This is a genomic window from Aerosakkonema sp. BLCC-F183, from assembly GCF_041929145.1.
GTDB lineage: Bacteria > Cyanobacteriota > Cyanobacteriia > Cyanobacteriales > Aerosakkonemataceae > Aerosakkonema.
In genome coordinates this window covers 31,595-53,065 of record NZ_JBHFNU010000102.1, presented here as the reverse complement: position 1 = coordinate 53,065, position 21,471 = coordinate 31,595, and the positions used below count along the sequence as shown (strand labels likewise).

Below are 21,471 nucleotides of genomic sequence, written 5' to 3'. Positions count from 1 at the left end.
GGCTTTTGTTCAGATATTTATATGTTAAAAATTATACATATATTTAAATAAACTTAAGATTAAAATATATAATACTTAATAACTATTTTTATTTTCTGGCGTTATTATTTTTCCACTCTGGCACTAAAAATTGCTTTTTAAGTGCCAAAATTATCACTTGAAACAAAGACTTCTAAAGCCTCAAATTAAAGGCAATAGAACTTCAAATTCCGTGCCGATTCCGAGTTGCGATCGCATCAAAAACTTACCTCCATGTTTGGCTGTCACAATTCGATAGCTCAGAGCCAAACTTGTTTCTTTTTCACCACGTCTTTGGATCGAGAAAGATTCCATAATCTGATTTTGCGCGTTCACAGATAAACCGGGGCCATTATCGGCGATTTTAATCAAAACCCAGCGGGATGGAGCTTCATTTCCACGATTTGCCGAATCGAGAGAACAAACTTTAGTGATAATTTCAATTCGAGGTTTGGCAGCGGAATCATCTTGCAATTTCCCTTGAAATTCCATTGCAAAATTTTGGTGAACCGCCTCGTTAAGCAAAGCATCAACAGCATTAATGATGATATTCATAAACACCTGGTTAAGCTGCCCTGCGAAACAAGGTACAGGCGGTAAATTACCGTAATTTTTGACAATTTCAATTTCACTACTGAGACGACTTTTGAGCAGTAACACAATACTATCTAGCAAAGCGTGCAAATCGGCAGGTTTGGGATAAACTTCATCAATATGGCAGAAGTTTTGCAGACTTGTTACCAGCTTTTTTAAACGTTCGGCTCCGGTTTTGATACTCTCGATCGCTCGCGGCAAATCCTGCTGTAAAAAATCAAATTCAATGTCTTCTTTTAGTTCCTCAATTTCGCTTGGTAACTCAGGCAGATATTTTTCGTAAGCAGAAACCAGCTGCATCAAGCTGTCGCCATACATCGATACGTGAGTTAAGTTTCCCCAAATAAAACCCACCGGATCTAAAATTTCGTGAGCCACCCCATCCACCAAACGCCCCAAACTAGCCATTTTCTCGCTTTGAATCATCTGCGCTTGGGTGCGTTCGTAGCGTACCTGAGTTTCGATGCCGCGAATTTGCCAATAAGCGATATTTAATTCATGGATATCTAACAGTTGATAAGTGTTGGGTTCTGTTTTGACTACAATCGGTTCTCCCAAAAATTGCGGCGATCGCCGCAGTGCGTGCGGCGCTGCTGCTAGAATTGGTGTGTTATCCGACAGCACTAAAACATCACTGCGAGTGTAAGTGTGGAGAACGTGCAGCGGTTTGTGCAAAAATAGTTCCAGTCTGTGAGGACGGATCAGGTACTCCAACAGTCGCAGCCTGGAGATCATTCCGGCAAAGTTGCCGTTCTCCAGTAAGATAGCTCCTGGCAATCGGGGATATTTATCAAAAACGCGGGCGATTTCTGTACCCAAGCAGCTAGTTGGTACATCGAAACTGTACAGAGGCAGTTCGCAGAGGGTTGAGTCTATAGAGAGGTCTCGATCGCTCCCTTCGGATAAGCGTGGTGCAGAGACAAAATTGTTTGACACAAGGCATCCCAACCAATAACAATGCACTGGAGGAGCTGTAGTGAGCTCCTTAAATAGCCTATCCTCAATTAGCCGATCATTTCCACCACTGCGGGTGGTTTATGGCCGATCGGACAACCCAACTTACCAAACTGGCATCAAAAACACTTTAACTCAGCGGTAGCAAAATCTCAAATTCTGTGCCGATACCCAGATGCGATCGCAAATTCAATTTGCCGCCATGCTTTTCTGTCACGATTTGATGACCGATCGCCAATCCCAGTCCCGTCCCTTTCCCAACAGGCTTAGTGGTAAAGAAAGTTTCAAAAATCCGCCCCTGAATCTCTGGGGGAATACCGGGCCCGTTATCGGCAATGCGAACCGCAGCCCAAAGACGGTTCTCTAATTCTACAACCTCCGAGACAATTTCAATTCGAGGTTTCCACTGGCTGGCCGCTTTGGTGTTCGATTCCTTCTTATCCATCAGTGCGTCGATCGCATTGCTGATAATATTCATGAATACCTGGCTCAACTGACCTGAGTAACAAGGCACTGGCGGCAGGTCTCCATAATTTTTCACCACTTCAATCGTGTATTTTACCCGATTATGCAGAATCAACAGAGTACTTTCAATACATTCGTGCAGATCGATCGCTTTTTGATTTCCCTCTCCCATATGGGAGAAATTTCGCAGGCTATTGACTATCTTGACTAATTGCTCTGTCCCTATCTTCATGCTGTCAATCAGCTTCTGCATATCTTCTTGTAAAAAATCAAATTCTATTTCTCTTCTAATTTCTTCAACTTGCGGTGGTTTTTCTCTAATTGTTGTATCGTAAGCTGAAATTAACTTGATTAAATCTTGGCTGTAATTTGATAGGTATTCTAAATTTCCCGAAATAAAATTAACTGGATTTAAAATTTCGTGACCTACCTCAGCTACCATCTGTCCCAAGCTTGCCATTTTTTCAGTTTGCATCATGTGCAACTTTGTTTGCTCGTGCAGTAGCCGCGTTGTCAGCTCGTGAATATGCGATTGGGCAATCAGCAATTCATGAACGTCTAATAATTTGTAAACTGTCGGCTCAATTTCCACCACAATCGGTTCGTATAGCAGCTCGGCAGGCCGCTGCAAAGAGCGCCTCGCCGCCATCACAATTAGAGTATCGTCAGGAAAAATTAGCACATCTCTATGAGCCAATACATATAAACACTTTATCGGTCGCTTTAAAAATAATTCCAATCCGTAAGGTCGGCTCATACATTCTAAAAAACGCCGCCGGGAAATCATACCTGCAAACCGACTTTGCTCCACCAAAATCACTCCCGGCAGCAGCGGATTATCTTGAAATGCCTGTGCTACTTCGCTACCCGGACGCTCGTTCTCTACACTGAAATCATACAGAGGCAAGTCTTGAAGCCTTGATTCCAGACTGAGGTCTTTTTTTTGGGAAGTTGGTTGAACTGGCATTTCCAGGGATGATTGTTTGAGAGCGAACATAAGCCTATGCCTCAATCAGTTCTTTTAATTGGGATAGCAAGATTCCCATTCTACTTTATCATTATATTTTTTATTTAAAAAATCTCCTCTTTAAAACTTAATAGGCTCGGAAAATTAACCTTTTAAAAAACCTTTTTTAACCTAAACTTAACCGAATCCAAAAATTTTCTATTTTAAGTATTGATAATTAATACATCAATTAATGGGAAAGTATAAATATTTGTGAATAACGCATAAAATATCGATATCTGGCATTCCCAGCGATGAGATCGACTTGAGGCAGAGTAATGGCAGCAGCGCTTAAGCGCAGACGCTAACGCGATCGCGTCCGGATGCTTTAGACTGATAGAGAGCGCGATCGGCTGCTGCAATCAAGCCGATCGGAATCGATCCCGGTTCCGGAACCATAGTAGCTACACCCACACTGAGAGTGACATAAGGCTCAACACAAGAATTGATGTGGCGAATCTGTAACCCTTTCACATTCATTCGGATTTCCTCTGCTACGCGAACAGCACCAGCAGCCGGGGTATTGGGTAAAATCACCGCAAATTCTTCACCTCCGTAACGCGCCACCAAATCCGCCGGTCGCTTCACCGCCGCGCTAATTGCATGAGCGACTTGTTGCAAACAAGCATCTCCGCCTAAATGACCGTAAGTATCGTTATAGCCTTTAAAACAATCGATATCGCACAGAATTAAAGAAATTTGTGCTTGTTCGCGAGCGAGTTCGTGCCACTTATTGTCCAGGTATTCGTCAAATCGACGACGGTTAGCCACTTTTGTCAAACCATCAGCAGTGGCGAGACTGCGTAATTCGTGGTTGGCTTTCTCAAGTTCTTGATAAAGTTGATGAATTAGCTGAGATGCTAATTCGTGAATATGCGATTGAGCTACCAGTAATTGATGAGCATCTAATAGTCTGTAAACCGTCGGTTCAATTTCCACCACAATCGGTTCGTACAGTAACTCTGCCGATCGCTGTAAAGAGCGCCGTGCCGCCATCACAATTAAAGTATCGCTTGGAAAAATTAAACTATCGCTATTTGCTAAAAGATATAAAGATTTAATCGGTCGCTTCAAAAACAATTCCAATCCGTAGGGGCGACTCATGTATTCCAAAAACCGCCGCCGGGAAATCATACCTAAAAGGCGATCGTGTTCTATCAAGATTACTCCCGGCAGCAACGGATTGTCTTGAAACGCCTGCGCTACTTCGCCTCCACGCATATCGCTGCGGACACTAAAATCATAAAGCGGCAACTCTCCCAGCGTTGACCGCAAACTTAGTTCCCGCGCCTGGGATATGGGTAGAACTGATAACTCGGAAGAGATCTTTTTTGCAACAACCATTAAGCAATTCCTCAGTCAGTTCTTAGAGTCTATATTGCCAGATGCTCAAAGTACCCTTTTACACCCCTTTTTCTTTGTTTTTCTGCACAGAGGTAGCAGCTCTTTGCTTGCTCCAGCACAAGATGGCGTACCTATTGCAGATTAATGCTGAAATGCTATATTAGCGTATTCTTACTTTTGCTTAAGTAAAACTATACACAAAATAATATATACTAAAAAAATTAAACAAATAATAACTTTTCATTAAAAAGAAATTAATTATTTCTTAACAATGTTACTGTGCAACGAGAAACTGTTCTTTGAGAATCGCTAGGCAAAAGTTTACATAGGAACATTTTGTGCCCGTTCCCCCGCGACTCCGCCAGGAAAAATTGGCATACTAAAAACTAAATGACCAAAATAAACAGATCGTTTTTGAGGGGAATTTAATTCATCAAAAAATCTCACGCATTGAAATTTTTACTCTCAAGGCATTAGCGCAAAAAAGAAATCATCCAAAGTAAAAGGTACACAAGAGTGAAACTCGACTTTAGCAATGCCAGATCGGTTTAAATCTAGCTGCTGCGGGCGAAATTCCGATTGTTCATCCGGTATGTTGGCTCCCTGACTGACAGTGCTAGTCTGGCCGAGGAAATTCCCATCCCGGTCATAAGCGGTTAAAACAACAATTCTAGTACTGCACACAAAAGCACCGACCCAGCTGCTGGGTTTGTCAAAAAAAGCATTCAGGCTCATCATATTTCCCATCGGCATGAGAAGTTTAGATCCGGATTTAGGTGTAAATGCTGGGTTAGAAGGCTCTATGGCGATCGCACTGCTGAAGTGAACGCCGAAGTGCCGATACTGGTCGGTCAGACGCTCAAACGGCCTCAAATTCTCGAAATCAAGCCGTATCAACTTTGGACTGACAAGTTCCATCTGGGCTAGTTGCAACATAATAAGCTCAGTCTAAACAGCCTCAGTAAATGACTACAAATTCCAAGTCAATGATTCCCTCTAATCTTTGGGCAAAATTTATGGCTATCTTCATCATCTCTTTACAGGCTATCCGTAAATTCCCCCACTCCCTTCGCCCGTGTGGGTGAAAACAGCGGTGCAGTCTTTCACCAGTTGTGATGGACAGCGATTAGACATCTCCAAAAATTCTTGTGGGGTAGGCATCCTGCCAGCCCTTTGAGATTCTTTTGGAAAAGAGGTCTATTGAACACTCTTGAAGGCTTGACCGATGCTCTGACAACCTACTACTATGACCGCACGCAGAGAAAAGAAAGGATAATAACTCCCCCAAACCCCCTCAAATAGTTAAAATGACTTCACAAAGGCTTAGAGATTGCGGCTGCTGGGGCGGCTTAAAAATATTGCCCCCCACGAGCCAACTATTAGAAAACGCTGCTTGCCACGAATCGAATGAATCAATTCCAGAATGCTTTTACCCTATTCCTGAGTTTGCTAGTAGAGGCAATACCGTTTCTGCTACTGGGAGTTCTGTTTTCAGGTTTGCTGCTATTATTTATCGATGAACGCTCCTTAAGTGCAGCTATGCCTCGCAATCCTTTGCTGGGAGCTTTAGCCGGAAGTTTAGCGGGCTTTCTGTTTCCGGTTTGCGAGTGCGGCAATGTGCCAGTAGCGCGGCGGTTGCTGATGCAGGGGGTACCCGCACCGGTAGCGATCGGATTTTTACTCGCAGCGCCGACAATCAATCCGATCGTGATTTGGGCAACTTGGACAGCATTTCGAGATCAACCGGAAATAGTCGTGCTGCGCGTAGTATGTTCCCTATCTATAGCCACCATTATAGGCTGGATATTCAGCGCTCAAGCTGACTTGCGACCGCTGCTACAAAAATCCACCGCCTGCGCTGTCCCACCCCCCAAACGCGCTTGGTCTGAAATACCTAACCTAGAAAATGCCAGTCCAGCTTTATTGCAATCCGGTACTTTTTTACTTAGTGGGCCCGGTAAAGTCCTCCGTATGGACAGCGCTTCATTCCCCATGACCGCAGCTCCCGCCAAGGTAACAAAACCGATGAAATATCGCCTGCGTCTGTTTCTGGACAATACAGTGCAGGAACTGCGCGAGTTAGGCGCAGTATTAATCGTAGGAAGTGCGATCGCAGCCTCTATTCAAGTCCTGGCTCCTCGCGAAACAATCCTCAGCTTGGGTCAAAGCCCGATTACATCGATCTTAGCCATGATGGTATTGGCGGTAGTGGTATCTATTTGTTCGACAGTCGATTCGTTCTTTGCCCTTTCCTTTGCTTCTGCATTTACCAGCGGTTCCTTGTTAGCATTTCTGGTGTTTGGCCCGATGATAGACCTCAAAGGTATTGGGTTGCTGCTGTCAGTCTTCAAACCAAGGGCGGTAATTTATTTATTGGCTCTCGCAGCTCAACTTACCTTCTTGTTTACTTTGCTTTATCAATTGGCTTTTGGCTAATTCCTGTGTGGCAAAGCTAACAAAATTCCAAATTGAATTTGAAATCTGAAATCTCAAATGTGAAATTCCGCTCTTTTCACCGATGACAATCCCAAATCGCAAATCCCAAATCCCAAATTCCTTACTGCGCTGGTTAGATGTATTTGCCATCATTGCCTGGGGCATACTGCTCCTGAGATATTGGCTTACGGGCAAGTTATATTTGCTCATTCATCCCGATTACTTTTGGTTGGTAATCGCAGCAAGTTTTATACTGTTGGCGATCGGCTTTTTAAGAGGGCTTTCGCTCCTATTGAATCGACAAAGGAGCAGATATCAACCTGACACCGTACAAAATAGTTGGCTCGTCGGGCGACTGGAAAATATTGCCGCCCCACAAGTCAGAAAGACATTAATTGCCTCTGTACTTTGGTTAGTAATTATAGCTGGCGGGCTGATGCGCCAACTGTTCGGTTTCAAGAAAGACTCTTCATCGCGGCGCGATCGAACTAAAGAAAATCAACCCTCCACTTTCCCTTCTCCCGTCTCCAATTCCCAAGCCCAACACATTTCCTTATTTCCCCCAGGTTGGAGTACCGCTTTGCTTTTAACAGGGGCGCTGTTGGGTTTTATAATCGCACCCCGACCGTTTACCAGTCAAACCGCATTATCTAGAGGCATAACCGATTCCTTGACGATGACCCGATCGCAACCCCAAGAATTTCGGAGTGCCAAACGTCCCGAAGAGCGATCGCTCATAGACTGGGTGCGAACTTTAAATGCCTATCCAGAACCCGATGCTTATACCGGACAAAAAGTGAAAGTGCAGGGTTTTGCCATTCATCCTCCAGAATTACCGCCAGAATACCTTTTACTTTCTCGCTTTATACTTACCTGCTGCGCCGCAGATGCCTATCCGGTAGGTTTACCAGTTAAACTGGGCGAACAAAGCATCAACACCCAAAGTTCTGGCTCAGAATCTGGGTCGATCGACACCGATACTTTGTCCCAACTCCGCAGAGACTTCAAACCCGATACTTGGTTAGAAGTGGAAGGTGAGATGATTACCGAAAACTTCGGCGGTAAACGCCAGTTGACTATCCAGGCAAGCTCGGTCAAACTAATTCCCGAACCTAAAAACCCCTATGATTATTAGTCGTTAGCCATCAGTCAACAGCTATTAGCAATTTGTGAAAAGCTAATGAGCAATGAGCGATTACTAACCAATTACCGATCGCCAATGACCAATCAGAAATTCAAAATCCCAAATTTAAAATTCATAGAGCCGCTTGACCGGGTTGCTATTACAGTTATGCTCGTCCTGACTGCGCTCATTGGGCTACTGTTATTCCAGGGTGATGGATCGGCTCCCCGCGTGCGCGATTTTAACTGGCAGGATAAACAAGTCGGCATTGAAGATAACCGCTTTATCCTGACTTTTAACCGCCCCATGAACCATTCCAGCGTCGAAGCAAATTTGCAAATCGCTCCACCCCTACCGGGAAAATTTAGTTGGGCGGGACGGAAAATGGCATATACTCTAATCGCACCAGCCCCCTACGGCACCGAATATAAAGTGCAGTTGCTAGAAGCAAAAGACAGATTTGCTTCGCCAGAAAAAGGAACGCCAATCCAACCTTTTACAAGTAAATTCCGCACCCGCGATCGCGCTTTTGTTTATCTGGGTGTAGAAGGAAGTGAAGCCGGACGCTTGATGTTAGTCAATCTCAGCGCCCCAGAACCAAAACCGATCGCCCTGACGCCAGCAGATTTATTGGTGAGCGATTTTAAGCCTTATCCCGACTCAGGTCGCATTTTGTTTTCCGCCAGCGATCGCAGATCCCCAGGTCAAGCAGCGCTGGAACAAAATATCTACACGGTGACAACCGGTATAAACCCCCAATCTCCAGGCTCCCAAGCGACAAATCGAGAACCAGCCGGTAAAATTAGGCTGATTTTAGATAATAAAGAGTATCAAAATCTCAAATTTGACCTATCGCCGGATGGAAAAACAATTGTAGTGCAGCGGGTGAATCAGCGCAATCCGGGGGATTTTGGCATTTGGATAGTGAAAATGGAGCAATCGGATCGTCCCATAGCCAAACCCCTGCAAGGACAACCGGGAGGGGATTTTTTAATTACGCCTGACAGCAAAGCTTTAGCGATCGCGCAAGCAGAAGGATTGGCGATCGTACCCCTAGAAGCGCCCCAGGATAAACCCCTCGATTTTTTGCCCAAATTTGGTACAGTGGCTAGTTTTAGCAGAGATGGTACTCAAGCGGCGATGGTGAAATTTAACACAGATTACACGCGATCGCTGTATCTAGTAACCAACCAAGGAATCGAGAAAGAACTTTTGCGAATTACCGGCACAATTTTAAGCGCCCAATTCGATCCTACCGGACAGACTCTTTATTGCTTGCTCACCAAACTTATCTCCGGCGAACAGTACCAAGAACAACCATATATTGTCGCCATTAACGTCAAAACATCTGAAATGAAACCCCTCGTGGTGCTGCCAAATCAGCGACAGGTGCAAATCAGTCTATCACCTGATGGCATTGCCCTCCTATTTGACCAACCTGCTACAACGCCCATACCAGTAGGACAGCAGTCCGATGCCCCCCGAACGGATAGCGGCGAAGCGGTTACTTCCAGCAGCATCTGGCTACTACCTGTGATTTCTGCTGCACCTACAGAAGCAACGCCTGCCCAAATGCAACCGGAACAACTTCCCCTGCCTGGTTTTCGTCCCCGCTGGCTCCCATAAGAGGGGTTAGGGGTTAGGGGTTAGGGGTTAGGGGAAGAGGGAAGAGGGAGGAATTTTGACTTTTGACTTTTGACTTTTGACTTTTAGCTCCCCGACTCTCCCGCTCCCCTGAATGTGGGTAGACTAGGGGTGGTAACTGGAATATAGTTCTGAGTTCTCAGTTTTGAGTTCTGAATTAGATTCTTCTACTCAACGCTCAAAACTTAAAACTCAAAACTTTTATTCCCGCTTCGGGTAGCTTTAGACAAACGTAAAACAGCTGTAGGCGATCGCTTGCATTTTAGCTTGTCTGTTTGCGGATTTTCTTACCAAATGCGTGTAAAAGGTTATCTGTTGCTACTGCAAGCTTATCGGAGAAATTAATGATAAAATAATTGCCAATTTTTAACAAGTACCGATTTCAGATTTCCTAATGCCTCCGGCAAGCTGCGCCAACACCCACGCTTGTGCAAGGTATTAACCAAAAATTTAGATTTGAAATTGATTTCGCCCACGTAAGGCGAGGCATTAGCCAAAAATCTGCCCTTTTAAATCAAAAATCTGAAACGATCGGTAAAACCCGCCTCTACAATCCGTCAAATCGTTAGATAAACAGCTGCCACTTCTGCCTAAAAATTAAGGGCTGCGATGCAAGTACAAGATTTTCTGGCTCGATACAAACAAGGAGAGCGGGATTTTGCCCATATTGACCTCAGTGGAGCTATTCTCACTGGTGTCAACTTGCAGGATCTTGACCTCACCGGGGCTAACCTCACCGGCGCTAATCTCAGCTGGTCATTTTTGAGCCGCAGCAAACTTCACGGTGCTTGTCTTCGCCAAGCTGACCTCCGCCATGCTAACCTTACCGGTGCCAATCTCAACCAAGCGATTTTGAGCGGTGCAAATCTTACCAAAGCAGATTTGCGTCTTGCCAATCTACAAGAGACTGATTTGAATTGGGCGGTGTTGGAGGAAGCAGATCTCAGCGGTGCTGACCTGCAAGGAGCTAAGTTGGATCAGAGCAATCTGGAACGCAGCAAACTCAACGATACGCAGTTGATGAGAGCGGAATTGATGGAGGTAAATCTGCGTCGTGCGAGCTTGATTAGCGCCAATCTCACGAATGCCAATCTCCGGGAAGCAACTCTGGAATCGGCGAATTTGCGAGAAGCAATTTTGATTAGAACTAATTTAACAGAAGCAAATCTAACAGGTGTTTGTTTGCGATCGGCTAATCTGAGTCAGGCAGACTTGCATCGGGTCGTGCTTACTGGTGCCGACTTGAGCGAAGCAAGCCTCCACAGTGCTGACTTGAGTCGAGCTAATTTGGCAGGAGCTTATCTGCTCAAAACCAGTTTGAGAAAAGCCTATTTATTGCGAGCAAATCTTCAAGATGTGTTGCTGTTACGAGCGGATTTGAGCGAAGCAAATTTACGCGGTGCTTCTTTGCGGCGAGCGGATTTATCGGGTGCTTATTTGAGCGACACAACTTTGAGCGAAACCGATTTGAGTGAAGCTTATTTACTGGAAAGTCATCTCATCCGCACGAATCTGGAACGGGCGCAAATGACAGGCGTCTGCATTGAAAATTGGCATATTGAAGATGTGGATCTTACTAAGGTTGAGTGTCGGTATGTTTATACTGATTTCAATCATGCCAATAAAAGCCCAACTCAGCGCTATCCTGTGGGTCGGGATTTGGCACCGGGAGAACTGGCAGAACAGTATCGAGAAGATTCATCGAATATCGAAATCGATTTTGCAGAGGAACCGAATTGGGAAGTGCTGATTTTTACTCTGGCTCAAATGGAATGCGAGTCTTCTGAGCTTACTCTCACAGTTAAATCTTTTGAATCGGCAGCTGGTCAGTATGTGCTGCGACTCGCATCGAATCGCTTGGTAAATGCTAAAATCCTGCGATCGCGCTTGTTGCAAATATACCCGGAAATGCTCCATCGCTTCTTAGGTCGTCGCCATCAAATCCTTGGTCTGCTCGGTATCGTACCTCGTCAGGAAGATGGATCGCCAACGCCAGATACAACACAATCACCTCCGTCAAAAGCACCGCTAGCAAAGGATAAACAGGTGCAAATCTATCAAGAAGTTGTGCGTCAAATCGAAGCAATTCTGATGTCGCAAGCTCCAGAACAGATTGTTGATAGCGTGCAGCGATTGCTCGATTATTTAAAGCGTCAAGGTATTTCAACTGAAGAAATTCAAAAGAAAGTTATCGGTCAAGCGATCGCACGAAGAGCCAAGCGCGATCGGACATTTCAAGATAATCTTTTGCGCTGGGAAAAAACAGCCTCCGAGGCAGCTCGTACATCTGCGGTCGGTTCGGCTGTGCGCTTGGCGATCGCCCTTCTTTGGCAACAACCTCAACGACCTTAATAGCAGGGGGGTCAAAAGTCAAAAGTCAAAAGTCAAAAGAAAGGGCGTCGGGACTAGGGGCTAGGGGCTAGGGAAAGTCACTCATTCAAAAGTCACTTATTCAAAAATCCTCCTTTTCCCTCTTCCCTTTCCCTCTCCCTCTTCCCTTTTCCCTCTCCCTCTTCCCTAGCCCCTAACCCCGACGCCCTAACCTAAATTAAGGAGTCAGAAAGTCTAAATGATCGCCAGGGAGAGAGCGCAATTCCTCCACGCAGCCTTGCATTTTCAATTTTCCTTCCTCCAAAAATACTATCCAATCCGCTCGATTAATTACTCTGGGGCGATGGCTGATTAAAATCGTAGTTTTACCTTCCCGATGATGTAACAGGTTATCCAGAACTTGCGCTTCGCTCACCGGGTCTAAACCAGAAGTTGATTCATCTAAAATTAGCACAGGCGGGTCATTGACGATCGCTCTCGCTATTGCCAGTCGCTGTCGTTGTCCGCCAGACAGATTCGCGCCAAATTCACCCAATATAGTTTGATATTTATCCGGCAGGTTACTGATAAAATAGTCAGCTTCGACAATTTGACAAGCTTTTACGATCGTATCAAAAGTGACCGCATCTCCACTCAAGCGAAAGTTTTCCACGATCGATCGACTCCAAAAGTGCGCTTCTTGAGGAACGAGGACAACCTGTTGCCGCAAACAGTCCAGCGAGAGGTCTTGCTGGTTATAATTACCAAACCGAATATTGCCAGATTGAAGTTGATACAAACCGGCAATTAATTTGGCTATGGTACTTTTGCCGCAGCCAGATTTACCGATAATCGCCACAACTTTACCGCCGGTAATCTTGACAGAAAATTCCTCTAGTAACTCAACTCTACCTGTATGATGAAAATTCAGATTTGTGCAAACGATATCCGCATTATCGGGAATTTTGACAAAGTTTTTTTGAGACTTGCCTCGATCTTCTGGGGTCGTATCTATGACTTCTCCGATCCGCTCAGTCGCCGTTTTTACTCGCGTGAATTCCTCTACAAATCCAATTGTAACGATAATGAATGCGAGAAAATTACCATTCATGGCGTTAAACGCCAATAGCTGTCCAATAGTTAACTCTTCTTCAATTACTAAGCTACTGCCAAACCAAAGCAAGCCAATTACACCTAGACCGTAAATTAGTTCGGAAAAAGTTTTGTTGATAATCGCAATTTGAATAGTACGGAAGCTGACGTTGGCTAAGCGACCGAAGCGACTTTGCAATTCTTCCCAAAATTGCGGGGCAGATGAGGTGGTTTTCAACGTCAGCGCTCCTTTGAATGTTTCGACTAAAACCCCTTGATTTTCTGCTTCCAGGACTAATAAATTGCGAACTTTTTGTTGCAGGGTAGGAAGTAAAAACAACGGCGTTAGGATCGTCAACAGTGCAATGAAACAGCTACAGATTGCCAGTTTCCAGGAGTAAAAAACCATGAATCCCAAAGAAACAAGCGCAATAAACAACTGACTGGGCAAGCCGATAACTACTTGGGAAACTAGCTGATTAATTTGTTGAATATCTCGCAATCTGCTGACAATTTCACCGCTGCGACGCGATTCGTAGTAGCTGAGGGGTAAGCGCAGAATTTGTCGTCCGAATTGCAAAACTAAATTTAATTCCAGACGTTGTGCAAAGTGTGCGACGAGGTTAGATTGCACTAATCCCAAACAGCTGCCGATGAGGTTCATCGCTACAACTGCGATCGCTACACCCCCAAGCAGCTTGCGATCGCCCCTCACCAACACATCATCAGTTAAGATTTGGATTAAAAAAGGTAAAGCGATGGAAAGCAAACCCAAGACAAAGTTGATGAGCAGCGCTTCCGCCAAAATGCCTCGGTAAGCCCAAATCGGCTTGAAAAAACGCCCAAAACCACCTACCTTATCGTTAGGTTGCTCGGAAAACCGAACTGGATCTGGCTCTACTAAAAGCATCACCCAATCCGTCCAGCATTCCGTTAACTGCTTCTTAGAAAGATAAAGAATACCAACTGCCGGATCGGCAATTACATACTTTCTGCCCCGCTTACCGTACAAAACAACCCAGTGATAACCCTTCCAGTGAATAATTGCTGGCAGGGGTGCTTCTTTAATTCTGTCTAAAATTTCCGGTGAAGCTCTCACTGGGCGAGCATTGAAACCCAGTGCATCTGCACCCTGTTTTAACCCCAGCAATGTCGTCCCCAGTTGCCCAGTACCTACAGCTTCCCGGATGCGGTTAATCGCAAAGGTACGTCCGTATTTTTTAGCAATAGAAGCAATGCAGGCAGCTCCACAGTCTTCTTCATTATGCTGTAGAACATTTGGATATTGCATGGTGAAAATTGATATGCAAAAAGTAAGGCATCTGTATCTCCACAGATGCCTATTTAGCTAAGTTACCCGAGCTCTCTCCATCGCGTTTAGTCCACAAATCTAAACGTTTTGGACTTAGCAGGCATCCTGTAATTATTTACCACGGCTACCAAGTTTGGCAACATTTTGACGGCTGTGAACGCACTGTGCTTCGCATCCACCGTTGATAGAAGCAGCTTCTTTAGCTACGATTTCGGTAAATAGAGGTGCTTTCTTGTTCTCTTTCATTTTCTCTACCTTTGATTTTGCTGACAGAACTACTTATCTTTGTTCAGCATCAATCCTAGTAGCTTTAGTCAATTACTGTCAAGAGCTTTAATGCTTATTTTAGTCGGAAAAGTAGGGCATATCCCTTTACCACACCTTAATTCTGGCGCTGACAGCTTAATCATAAAGAATCTTAAATCAAGTAACTTTATGTTTGACAGCCTGTCAAAGACAAATTAACAACAAATGATTATAATAAACGGTTCTAAGTAATAAGAATGTGAGGATTGAATAAATGCGTGTGCCACCCGCGAACAAATACCTATTGAAGATTCCGACAGCGCTAGCAGTTGCTAGCCTACTAAACATTAACCCTGTTCTCGCTCAAACCTTGTTCGAGCGAGGTTCTGGTATATTGCAAACCGAACCTGAGAACGCACAGCCAATTCTGGCTCAGCGGCATTTAAATGATGATTCAACTGTCACCATCCAACCGGAACAACTACGAGCAGCCTTAATAGAAGCTAAAATTGAGCTTCTAGAATCCCAGGAATTTTCGTATAAAGCGGCAGATTTGTTGCCAGAGGGTAATAATACTGGCTCTATTTTTCCGACAAATCCTACCAATCCTACCTTGAGATCTCAACCAATAGCGCAAAGCGAAACACCTCGATCGAATTCGATCGCTCCACAGCGATGGTACGTGCAGGCGGAAGCGCTATTCCTCAATCGCACCATCCCGCGAGGTATACTAACTTCAGAAGTTGTAGACCTGAGCGTTGCAGAGACAGGTTCTCCTGAGAGAGGAGGCACTTTACGTACTGACGATGTAGCTTTTGATTACGAGTTGGGAACTAGAATTACAGTAGGCTACAGTCGCAATCGCAAAGATAGTATCAGTTTTTCTTTCTTTGGTTTGCAAGAATACAGTTCGTCAGCTACCCTTCTTTCTCCCGAACCCGGTCTGCCCAGCGATGTTGTTGTGGAAGTACCGACCGACGATACACCAATACTTGACCCTAGCGAATCTCTGGGAGACAAAATTAACATTCTTAACCAAGAGCCGCCTCTAGGTCTAGGTAATGGCAGTTTCGCTATCAGTCAGGCTTTTCTTCTCAGTTACGAACACCAGCTAGATTACAGTGCCAACCTCTACAACTTTGAGGTTAATTATCAGCAAGAGGTAGCTTCATCGAATAAGTTTCGTCCCTCTTGGTTGGTGGGAGTGCGGTATATCAGCGCTCCAGAAAAATTTAACTTAGCGACATTTGGTGCGGCTGCTCTTCCGGAACAAGGTCTGCGAGCTTATCCCACAGGAGATTACAACATCGAGACTAAAAATAACTTGTTTGGTTTTCAAATTGGAGGCAACGCCAATATTGGAGTAAGTCGTAACTTTAGTATAGGTTTGGGAGCGAAAGCAGGTGTGTTTGCTAACAATGGCGATCAGGCAAGTACTATTAGCGCCTATGATTTTGATACGGGAGAGCTACTAGAAAGAATTAAAGGAGTTAAAAGTGAATGGGGACTTTCTCCTGTTGTGGAAGGAAGTATTTCTGCGAACTGGCAGGTTACTCCCAATGTGAGCTTAACCGCAGGCTTTAATTTAGTGTATTTATATGGCTTGGCATTGGCTCCCAGACAGTTTAGGGATTTTTCTGAGTCGGGTGAATTTGGCAGGCTGGATATGAGTGGCGATACACTGTATTACGGCCCTTCAGTGGGAATAAGAGTTGTTTTTTGATCTGATATAGCAACTACCAACAATTAGGATGTTGTTAATTCCACCAACCCTTCGACCGGACTCCTTCTTCCCCTAGCCTCGACGCTCTTTTTTTCTTTTGAATTTTGACTTTTGACTTTTGACTTTCTAGCCCCTAGCTATATGTTTAGCGATCGCAATCCAGAATTTCTCCGCCCTGTTACTAGCGACGAGTTTCTCCCTCCCATCGGTCGGTGGACAACGCTAGGGGGACTGTTTTTAGTGGGAACTGTTGGCGCGGCTGTAGCTTTGGCTGCCGTCACCGAGTACAATGTGACGGTAAAGGCTCCCGCCACAGTTCGTCCTTCTGGAGAAGTGCGGATAGTTCAAGCAGCAACGGAAGGAACGGTCAAAAGCATTTCTGTGACAGAAAATATGGCGGTAAAAGAAGGAGATGCGATCGCTACTATCGACGACTCCCAAGTGCAAACTAAAAAAAGCCAACTGATCGGCAGTATTCAACAAAATCAACTGCAACTCGCTCAGATCGCCGCTCAACTAAACTCCCTGCAAAACCAGCTAGTAGCTGAAAGTAACGCTACGGAACGTACTATCGCTTCCGCACAAGCAGATTTGGAGGGCAACGAAAGGGAATATCGCGATCGTCAAATTACTACCGTCACGGAAGTTCAACAAGCGGAAGCCAACTTAAAAATAGCCCAAGCGGAGTTGCAAAAAGCTCAGGAAGAATTGCAAAGAGAACAGGCAAATTTGCTTTCAGCAGACGCTAATTTAAAGGGAGCGGAAGCCAACTTAAAATCTGCCATTTCCAGGCGCGATCGCTATAAACCATTGGCAGAATCGGGAGCAATTTCTAAAGATAGATTGGAGGAAAACGAACTAGCTGTTGAACAGCAAGAACAAGGCGTTGCGGGACAAAAAGCAACCATCGAAGCGCAAAAAAAAGCGATTGAAGGACAAGCACAAACAGTTGAAAGACAAAAACAATCTGTGGAAGTAGCTGCTGCCAAATTGCAAGCAGTTAAAACTGCTCTCAACCCTACTAAAGCACCAATTGCGATCGCCCAACAGCGAATTGCCCAAGAAAAAGCTAAAGGTGAAGCAACTTTAGCTACGTTGAAAAAAGAACGAGAAGCTTTAATTCAGCGCCGCATCGAAATCGAAAATCAAATTAATCGCGATCGCAAAGAAATCCAACAAATCGAAACCGAACTGACAAAAAGCGTTGTGCGTTCGCCTGCTGATGGCACAATTCTACAATTGCATCTGCGAAACGCCGGTCAAACAGTGCGATCGGGCGAAGCAATTGCCCAAATTTCTCCCAGTAATGCCCCGATTGTCATCAAAGCTCGCCTTGCAGCTGAAGATATCGGTAAAATTGCGTTGGGTCAAAAGTCTCTGCTGCGAATTTCTGCCTACGCCTATACAGATTACGGCGTTTTGCAAGGAAAAGTGAGTGCGATCGCTCCCGATGCTATCACATCTCAAAACAATAATTCCCCCTACTACGAAGTCACAATTCAGCCAGAAAAAGCTTATTTGGTGAAGGGCGATATTCAGTATCCCGTACAACCGGGAATGGAAATTACAGCAGATATTATTTCTAGAGAAGAGACGGTTCTGACTTTTATTATGAGAAAGGCAAGATTGCTCACAGATTTGTAGTTTGGGTGATTGATATCATGCTTTTGTTAGATTGGCGATCGCCCTTCTTTGGCAACAACCGCAACGTCCCTAAGCTATATAACCGCATTTGGTAATACCGCTTCTCAAAATGGCTGTGACGTGACGATTGCGATCGCTTTAGCTCATCTATTTGTATATTTGTGCATAGCTTTACCCAACAACTTAGCCTGATAAGTCGAGTTTTGTTTTCCCACCCAACCGATCATCTTGCTTGATTTTATTTTTCAATTTCCTGGATAATCCAAACTGGCCAAAAAGCGGCGATCCAAAGTTTAGTCGATTCTTTGAACAAAAGCTTGTCATTAGGTTGAATAACACATTTGCTACTGCCTAATGAAGCAAAGTAACAAACTAACCCTGAAAAAAAGTAAGCAGTTGTTGAAGATGCTAATATTAATAGTGTCATTGTTCCAGTTTCTAACTTGATAACTGAAGGCTAATCAACGCTTTTATTCAAGCAAGGTTGTAGATGCACCCTGGATAGCAGCTTTCTTCTATCCGGAAGTTTAACCACAAGTACTGCACTATCAGACATATCCCTTGTTTGCGATCGAGCGATCGTGACTGGGAAATTTGTCAGACTGCACAGCATTGGTAAAAAACTCCTCCAGAATATAGTGTGGACACATCTGATTGGTTATCTAGTTACCCTTTTACAGAACGTCAGCGCTAAGCAGTAATTTTTCTGACGCTCTTTGTCTGTTTTTTCGGGCCACTGGATAACTACATCTTAAGATAGATGAAAAAAGTGAAAAACTTGTGAATTACAAAATTTTTTTAAAAAAGAAAGCTAAACTTAGAGATCGAGTAGTCAGCTTCGCAATCTGACAAGCTTTTACGATCGTATCAAAAGTGACCTTATCTCCGCTCAAGCGAACGTTTTCTACGATCTGCTCCAAAAGTGCGCTTCTTGAGGAAGGAGGACAACTTGCTGCTGGAAACAATCCTGCGATAAGTCTTGCTGGTTATAATTACCAAATCCCATATTGCCAAATTGAAGTTGATACAAACCGACAATTAGTTTAGCGATCGTACTTTCACCGCAGCCAGCTTTTCCGATAATCGCCACAAGTTTATCGCCGGGAATCTTTTCAGAAAAATCCTCTAGTAACGCAACTCTACCTACATAGCAAAAATTTAGGTTTGTACAAACCATATCCGCATCATCATCAATTTTGACAAAGTTTTTTAAGAATTTCGTTGCTTATGCTGTAGAAAATTTGGATATTGTATGATGAAACTCGATATGAAAAAAGTAAGGCATCTGTATCTGCACAGATGCCTTTTTAACTAAGTTACCTGTGTTATCTCCATCGCGTTTAGTCCACAAATCTAAACGTTTTGGACTTAGTAGGCATCATGTAATTATGCGCCGCTTTTACCAAAATTGGTAAACTTTTGACGGCTGCGAACGAACTGTGCTTCGCTTCTAGCGTCGATTTCGGTGAAGAGAAGCACTTTCTTGTTCTCTTTCATTTTGCCTACCTGATATTTTGCTGACAGGACTACTTATCTTGGTTCAGCATTAATCGTAATAGTTTACTTAATTACTGTCAAGAGCTTTAGGGCTTATTGTAGTGATAAAAGTAAGTTATATAGCTTTACCAGAGCTTAATTTTGGGACTCTGAGATTAATTATAAAGAATCTTAAATTAAGGTACTTTATGTTTGACAGCCTGTCAAAGACAAATTAACAATAAATGATTATAATTAACCTTTTTAAGTAATAATAATGTGAGGATTGGATAAATGGGTGTGCCACCTGCGAATAAATGCTTACTGGTTATTCGGACAGAGATAGCAGTTGCTAGCCTACCGAACGCGACCCAGTTCTGGCTTAAACCTTGTCACGAGCTCGATTGCAGCGATTACCGGAATGAGACCGATATACCGTTCGTTAGCTGCGCGATCGCATTTGAAAATTACCCACAAAAATCCTGCACCACTTATCATCACTAGGCGATCGATCAATTCCCCGCCTCATCGATCGTAACCAATGGACTAGATACCGCGAAATACAGCCCCACTAAAATTACAGCAAATGCCAATAAATTCAGCCAAGCCAATGTTTCTCCAAATATCCACCAAGCAAACATACCCGTCAAAATTGGCTCTAGCAAAAAAACTAGAGCCACAAAAGATGCAGATAATTTATGAAGACTATATATCGTTAAAAAGTGTACTAGCATACCATTAATACCCAAAAGAATAAGACCATACCACCCTTGCCACGATATGGGGAATAGTTGCTCTTGGTTAATCAAAGCAAGCGGTAAAGTTAGAACAGTTCCTAACCCGTAACACCAGATAATTGTGGTGTCAGCACTCACTTGAGATCTTACTTTTTCTAAAGTTATTAAATACGCCCCAAATACCATACTAGAAACTAGGCTAATAAAATCTCCTTGGATTTTGTCAGTTTCTAATTCCAAGTCATTCAATCCAAGTAAAATCATTCCACCTATAGCTATAGCAGTACCGATCAGGAAGTTTTTATGAAAGCGTTTCTTGAAAAAAAACCATCCCACTATTGTAGTAAAAAAGATGGATAAATTATGAATCAAGGCAGAGTTAGCAACATTAGTCAGAGTCAGAGACCATGACCATAAAACCGACATTGCAGCTAGAAAAATTCCTGATAATAATAATAGTAATATTGTTTGATTAGTATAAGATACTGCGATATATTTCTCCTCATCAAGTTGACTGGACAGATTTGGAGATTTAATCCAAAAGCGGCGTGCAGTTGCCAAGCTATGCCATAATAGTAAAACTGTTGTGGCTATCCAGTAGCGGTTAAAGATGATCGCATCTGGGCCAATTTCGGTTTGACAAAACCGCATCAATATTGGTGTGAAGGTACAAATTATAACAGAAACTAATATAGCTGCATTCGCCAGCAAATTTGATTCTTTTGTGACAATGCGTGGGGATTGCTCTAATATTGACATGATGAAAATTGCAGTTTCTTCAAATTTAAATATTCACCTCTGCTATTTTAGCACATTCCATTAAATATACTAAAATAATGTTAGATTATTTATAATTGTACAAGCTTAAAAGCAATATGGCCGCAATAGCTTAATTTCATCAGACTCATTCCTGTCCCTTTGAAGTTAAATAACTCTGTATGAACTCTTTCTAGAACAGGTAAAGGGAGAGCGCTAGGGCCAGCATAAAAGTTTAGCAACCGATCGTTTGAGATTGATAAACAACAGATGGTAGATTCATTGTTACTTCTGGGTTTCCTCTAAACATCTTAGCCGGGAACTTATTTTTTTTGTCCCACGGAGCATTGGATTTGAATGTGCTGAACTAGGATTATACGTTACTGCGTGCAAATCCTCCCACACTTCCACAGATAATTCCCCAAGACGAGACTGTAATTCCCCATCTAGCACACCAAAGCGGCGCGTCAGCGGACGCATGACCATCTTTAGCGCTTCTTATTGTTTTTCCTCTTGTCTTCGCCTTTCGATCGAATCATCAAGGGCATATTGCATTTGTTAAATAAAAATTGCGATCGCCTTTTGATTCAG

General features: G+C 43.7%; 17 protein-coding genes. 6 read left to right on the top strand and 11 right to left on the bottom strand.

What is annotated here, in order from left to right; all coding sequences use genetic code 11:
- Nucleotides 1–180: 180 nt before the first annotated feature.
- The 4 genes from ACE1CD_RS29375 to ACE1CD_RS29360 all read right to left on the bottom strand — a co-directional run bounded on the left by ACE1CD_RS29375 (nt 181) and on the right by ACE1CD_RS29360 (nt 5,317).
- Complete coding sequence (locus ACE1CD_RS29375) at nt 181–1,548, bottom strand: sensor histidine kinase (protein WP_374827041.1); 1,368 nt, start codon at nt 1,546–1,548, stop codon at nt 181–183.
- Nucleotides 1,549–1,696: 148 nt separating this feature from the next.
- The gene (locus ACE1CD_RS29370; protein WP_374827040.1) at nt 1,697–3,028 is read right to left on the bottom strand and encodes a sensor histidine kinase; all 1,332 of its coding nucleotides are present in this window, start codon (nt 3,026–3,028) and stop codon (nt 1,697–1,699) included.
- A 300-nt stretch (nt 3,029–3,328) separates the two neighbouring features.
- Nucleotides 3,329–4,381 carry a diguanylate cyclase domain-containing protein gene (locus ACE1CD_RS29365; RefSeq protein ID WP_374827039.1) on the bottom strand — a complete coding sequence of 351 codons (1,053 nt, stop codon included), beginning with the start codon at nt 4,379–4,381 and terminating at the stop codon, nt 3,329–3,331.
- Nucleotides 4,382–4,846: 465 nt separating this feature from the next.
- Nucleotides 4,847–5,317, bottom strand: a complete 471-nt coding sequence (locus ACE1CD_RS29360) for a hypothetical protein (protein WP_374827037.1) — start codon at nt 5,315–5,317, stop codon at nt 4,847–4,849.
- 471 nt (nt 5,318–5,788) lie between these two features.
- Between ACE1CD_RS29360 and ACE1CD_RS29355 the strand changes: the two genes are divergently transcribed.
- The 4 genes from ACE1CD_RS29355 to ACE1CD_RS29340 all read left to right on the top strand — a co-directional run bounded on the left by ACE1CD_RS29355 (nt 5,789) and on the right by ACE1CD_RS29340 (nt 11,936).
- Complete coding sequence (locus ACE1CD_RS29355) at nt 5,789–6,817, top strand: permease (protein WP_374799947.1); 1,029 nt, start codon at nt 5,789–5,791, stop codon at nt 6,815–6,817.
- An 82-nt stretch (nt 6,818–6,899) separates the two neighbouring features.
- A complete protein-coding gene (locus ACE1CD_RS29350) occupies nt 6,900–7,952 on the top strand; it encodes a TIGR03943 family protein (protein WP_374827036.1) in 1,053 nt (350 codons plus the stop codon).
- A gap of 84 nt (nt 7,953–8,036) precedes the next feature.
- Nucleotides 8,037–9,566: a hypothetical protein gene (locus ACE1CD_RS29345; RefSeq protein WP_374827182.1), complete on the top strand. Its 1,530-nt coding sequence runs from the start codon at nt 8,037–8,039 to the stop codon at nt 9,564–9,566.
- A gap of 627 nt (nt 9,567–10,193) precedes the next feature.
- The gene (locus tag ACE1CD_RS29340) at nt 10,194–11,936 is read left to right on the top strand and encodes a pentapeptide repeat-containing protein (RefSeq protein ID WP_374827035.1); all 1,743 of its coding nucleotides are present in this window, start codon (nt 10,194–10,196) and stop codon (nt 11,934–11,936) included.
- A gap of 196 nt (nt 11,937–12,132) precedes the next feature.
- On the opposite strand, the gene ACE1CD_RS29335 is transcribed toward ACE1CD_RS29340, so the two are convergent.
- Nucleotides 12,133–14,277 (bottom strand): peptidase domain-containing ABC transporter, encoded by a 2,145-nt coding sequence (locus ACE1CD_RS29335; protein ID WP_374827034.1) that lies wholly within the window; start codon nt 14,275–14,277, stop codon nt 12,133–12,135.
- Between the two features lie 132 nt (nt 14,278–14,409).
- Nucleotides 14,410–14,544: a hypothetical protein gene (locus ACE1CD_RS29330; protein ID WP_374799937.1), complete on the bottom strand. Its 135-nt coding sequence runs from the start codon at nt 14,542–14,544 to the stop codon at nt 14,410–14,412.
- Between the two features lie 274 nt (nt 14,545–14,818).
- Between ACE1CD_RS29330 and ACE1CD_RS29325 the strand changes: the two genes are divergently transcribed.
- Nucleotides 14,819–16,267, top strand: a complete 1,449-nt coding sequence (locus tag ACE1CD_RS29325; RefSeq protein WP_374827033.1) for an Lpg1974 family pore-forming outer membrane protein — start codon at nt 14,819–14,821, stop codon at nt 16,265–16,267.
- Nucleotides 16,268–16,378: 111 nt separating this feature from the next.
- Nucleotides 16,379–17,911 (top strand): HlyD family efflux transporter periplasmic adaptor subunit, encoded by a 1,533-nt coding sequence (locus ACE1CD_RS29320; RefSeq protein WP_374799933.1) that lies wholly within the window; start codon nt 16,379–16,381, stop codon nt 17,909–17,911.
- Nucleotides 17,912–18,149: 238 nt separating this feature from the next.
- On the opposite strand, the gene ACE1CD_RS29315 is transcribed toward ACE1CD_RS29320, so the two are convergent.
- The 5 genes from ACE1CD_RS29315 to ACE1CD_RS29295 form a co-directional block, all read right to left on the bottom strand.
- Nucleotides 18,150–18,338, bottom strand: a complete 189-nt coding sequence (locus ACE1CD_RS29315) for a hypothetical protein (RefSeq protein WP_374799931.1) — start codon at nt 18,336–18,338, stop codon at nt 18,150–18,152.
- Nucleotides 18,339–18,815: 477 nt separating this feature from the next.
- The gene (locus ACE1CD_RS29310) at nt 18,816–19,088 is read right to left on the bottom strand and encodes an ATP-binding cassette domain-containing protein (RefSeq protein ID WP_374799929.1); all 273 of its coding nucleotides are present in this window, start codon (nt 19,086–19,088) and stop codon (nt 18,816–18,818) included.
- A 656-nt stretch (nt 19,089–19,744) separates the two neighbouring features.
- Nucleotides 19,745–19,903 carry a hypothetical protein gene (locus ACE1CD_RS29305; protein WP_374799927.1) on the bottom strand — a complete coding sequence of 53 codons (159 nt, stop codon included), beginning with the start codon at nt 19,901–19,903 and terminating at the stop codon, nt 19,745–19,747.
- Complete coding sequence (locus ACE1CD_RS29300) at nt 19,900–20,883, bottom strand: DMT family transporter (protein WP_374799925.1); 984 nt, start codon at nt 20,881–20,883, stop codon at nt 19,900–19,902. The genes ACE1CD_RS29305 and ACE1CD_RS29300 overlap by 4 nt, the downstream gene beginning before the upstream one ends.
- Before the next feature lie 282 nt (nt 20,884–21,165).
- Nucleotides 21,166–21,366, bottom strand: a complete 201-nt coding sequence (locus tag ACE1CD_RS29295; protein ID WP_374827032.1) for a hypothetical protein — start codon at nt 21,364–21,366, stop codon at nt 21,166–21,168.
- Nucleotides 21,367–21,471: the final 105 nt, after the last annotated feature.